At 44.8% G+C, this 2,056-nt stretch carries 2 protein-coding genes; one reads left to right on the top strand and one right to left on the bottom strand.

Annotated elements, in window-relative coordinates; genetic code table 11:
* Positions 1–234: 234 nt before the first annotated feature.
* Positions 235–573: a DUF760 domain-containing protein gene (locus GNE10_RS34140; protein WP_099070875.1), complete on the top strand. Its 339-nt coding sequence runs from the start codon at positions 235–237 to the stop codon at positions 571–573.
* Positions 574–717: 144 nt separating this feature from the next.
* Here GNE10_RS34140 and GNE10_RS34145 read toward each other — a convergent pair whose 3' ends face one another.
* Positions 718–1,923: an HhoA/HhoB/HtrA family serine endopeptidase gene (locus GNE10_RS34145; protein WP_185570452.1), complete on the bottom strand. Its 1,206-nt coding sequence runs from the start codon at positions 1,921–1,923 to the stop codon at positions 718–720.
* Positions 1,924–2,056: the final 133 nt, after the last annotated feature.

Here is a 2,056-nt window from a genome sequence, read left to right on the forward strand (position 1 = left end):
CCTTTCCCCTTACCCCTTTCCCTTTCCCCTTGTCCTTGGGTAGGGGAAAAGGTTAAAGGTTAAAGGGAAAAGGAATAAATTTAATCTTTCCCCTTTTCCCCTTACCCCTTTCCCTTTCCCTTTCCCCATGCCGAGTTTGCCCCGTCCTCTTAATGACTTATACCCGTGGTGAATGCGCTACCCTTGTACTATGGTTTAGAGTAGAGTTAGCAATTAAGCTAAATAAAACTGCCAATGGTGTTTAATCCTGACTTTTTGAACGACAACCCTGAGGAACACCCTAATCAACTTCTTTCGGATCACTCTGAAGAATACCCCAATCAATTACTCAAATACTTACAACATCAGTCTCCTGATGTTTTAGCCAGGGTAGCCCAGTCTGTTAGCCCTGAAATTAAACAAATCATTTCGCAAAATGTCCAAGGGTTAGTAGGAATGCTCCCGGCAGAAAATTTCAATGTACAAATTACAACAGATCGGGAGAACCTAGCTGGACTTCTAGCATCTGCGATGATGACGGGTTATTTTCTGCGTCAGATGGAACAGAGGATGCATTTAGAACAAAAGTTATGAGTGATGAGGTGAAAGTTAGGAGTTCTGAGTTATGAGTTAAGAATTGTGGAAAGTTTTTAACTTCTAACTCCCAACTCCTCACTCCTGACTCATAATTTCTAACTCTTAACTTCTCACTCCTCACTCATAACTTCTAACTCCCAGCTATTTTTTGGGGTAAGTTCCTGATTGCACTTTGAAAGTTTGAACTTTACCGCTACGATTGACTTCGATCGCTAAAATATCTCCAACTTTACTGGACTCTACCAGCTTTTGTACTTGGGCTGAAGTTTTAACTGGCTGGCCGTTGACTTTTTGAATCACGTCCCCAGCAATAAGTCCCCCCTGCTTGGCTGGAGAGTCCTCTGTTACTCCTTTAATGACAACCCCTACTTCCTGCTGAATATTCAGCTGATTTTCTTGATTAATCTGCTGTTTTCTGCTTGGAGATAGATCTGCCATTTCAATGCCCAAGAAGGGATGTTCTACACGCCCTTTGGTAAATAGCTCATTAGCAATGCGGGCGGCGGTTTCAATGGGGATGGCAAAGCCTAGTCCTTGGGCATCAGCGCGGATGGCGGTGTTCACACCAATCACTTCCCCTTGGGCATTCAACAACGGCCCGCCAGAATTACCAGGATTAATTGCTGCATCAGTTTGGATAAAACTAACCCGCTTATCTGGGACGCCGACCTGAGTGCTAGTGCGGTCTGTAGCGCTGATGATGCCAATGGTGACAGTGTTATCTAAACCCAGAGGATTACCAATAGCGATCGCCCATTGTCCTGGTATCAAATTTTGTGAATTTCCCAACTTCACCGTCGGTAGATGATTTGCTTTGATTTTCACTACCGCCACATCAGTCATGGAATCGACTCCCACCACCTTACCCTCAAAAGTCCGACCATCCTTGAGGGTAACTAATACTGTATCTGTATCGGCTACCACATGAGCGTTGGTAAGTAGTTGTCCATCTTCGCTCAAAATAAATCCCGAACCCGTACCGCGTTCAATGCGTTCCTGGGGAATTGGTTGTTCGTCCTCTCCAAAGAATCGCCGTAAGAGGGGATTTTTCAAAGCATCAGAAATGGGATTGGCTACTTTGCGAGTGGCATTAATTCGCACCACAGCCGGCCCAACTTTTTGCACTGCCGTTGCAATAAAATTTACATTATCGCCTCCAGTACCACCGATGGTTCCGTTGGGAGAACTAGGAACTACTGGTTCTGGGGGCAAAGCTATTGTGACATTTTTTAACTGTTGAAATGAGGAATTTTGTGGCAGTAGAAAACGACTGCCAAACAAACCTGCACCACCGCCGATCACCAGTAAAAACAGATAAACGGCCAGTTGCTTTAAGGATAACTTCATAATCATTCTGCTCAAGGACAGCAATGCAGTTGCTAATTTCTAAGTGTAGTCAAGCCAACGGCAAGTGGACAGATCTATTTAGGAGAATTGGGCATGAGGAGATGGGGAGATGGGGAGATGGGGAGCTAGGGAG

It is taken from the genome of Nostoc sp. 2RC (assembly GCF_014222165.1).
In the GTDB taxonomy this organism is placed as follows: domain Bacteria; phylum Cyanobacteriota; class Cyanobacteriia; order Cyanobacteriales; family Nostocaceae; genus Nostoc; species Nostoc linckia.